This is a genomic window from Streptococcus infantis (assembly GCF_001579645.1).
In the GTDB taxonomy this organism is placed as follows: Bacteria; Bacillota; Bacilli; order Lactobacillales; family Streptococcaceae; genus Streptococcus; species Streptococcus infantis_E.
Window position 1 is genome coordinate 1 of record NZ_LQZF01000184.1, and the last position, 767, is coordinate 767.

At 39.2% G+C, this 767-nt stretch carries 1 protein-coding gene; it reads left to right on the forward strand.

Features of this window, described 5'->3' with window-relative positions; genetic code table 11:
• Positions 1-369: 369 nt before the first annotated feature.
• The coding region (gene rpsD / locus SINDD18_RS10010; RefSeq protein WP_065203274.1) for a 30S ribosomal protein S4 at positions 370-767 on the forward strand (398 nt) is incomplete at its 3' end.

Sequence of the window (767 nt, forward strand, 5' to 3'; positions counted from 1 at the left end):
CAAAGAGCCATAAAGATAAACAATTGGCGCTTGTTTATCAGTAAGATTAATACTATCAGAAATTTTAGTAGATGTCAAGACTGAGCAAGTGAATTGTTTAGTCTTATTTTGATATTTCCGTTTTTGATGTATTTTTTTACTACCTCAAAAGAATAGACACAAACATAAAGCTTAAAACCCCTTTACAAATCTAGTCATTCATGGTAAAATGGACTTTGTGTGAAATATCAGCAGGAAAGCATGAAGCTCGTCAACAGGTGTCTTATAATAAGTAACCTTGGCTGTTTAGGCGAAGGGCATCTGCACGAATCAGGGCTTTCTAAGTGACTATTTCCACCGAAATATTATTTATATCAGGAGGACATTCACATGTCACGTTATACAGGACCATCTTGGAAACAAGCTCGTCGCCTTGGCCTTTCACTTACAGGTACAGGTAAAGAATTGGCACGTCGTAACTACGTACCAGGACAACACGGACCAAACAACCGTTCTAAATTGTCAGAATACGGTTTGCAATTGGCTGAAAAACAAAAACTTCGCTTCACTTACGGTGTAGGTGAAAAACAATTCCGTAACTTGTTCGTACAAGCTACAAAAATCAAAGGCGGAATCCTAGGTTTCAACTTCATGCTTCTTTTGGAACGCCGTTTGGATAACGTTGTTTACCGTCTTGGTCTTGCGACTACTCGTCGTCAAGCTCGTCAATTCGTAAACCACGGTCACATCCTTGTTGACGGAAAACGCGTTGATATTCCATCATATCG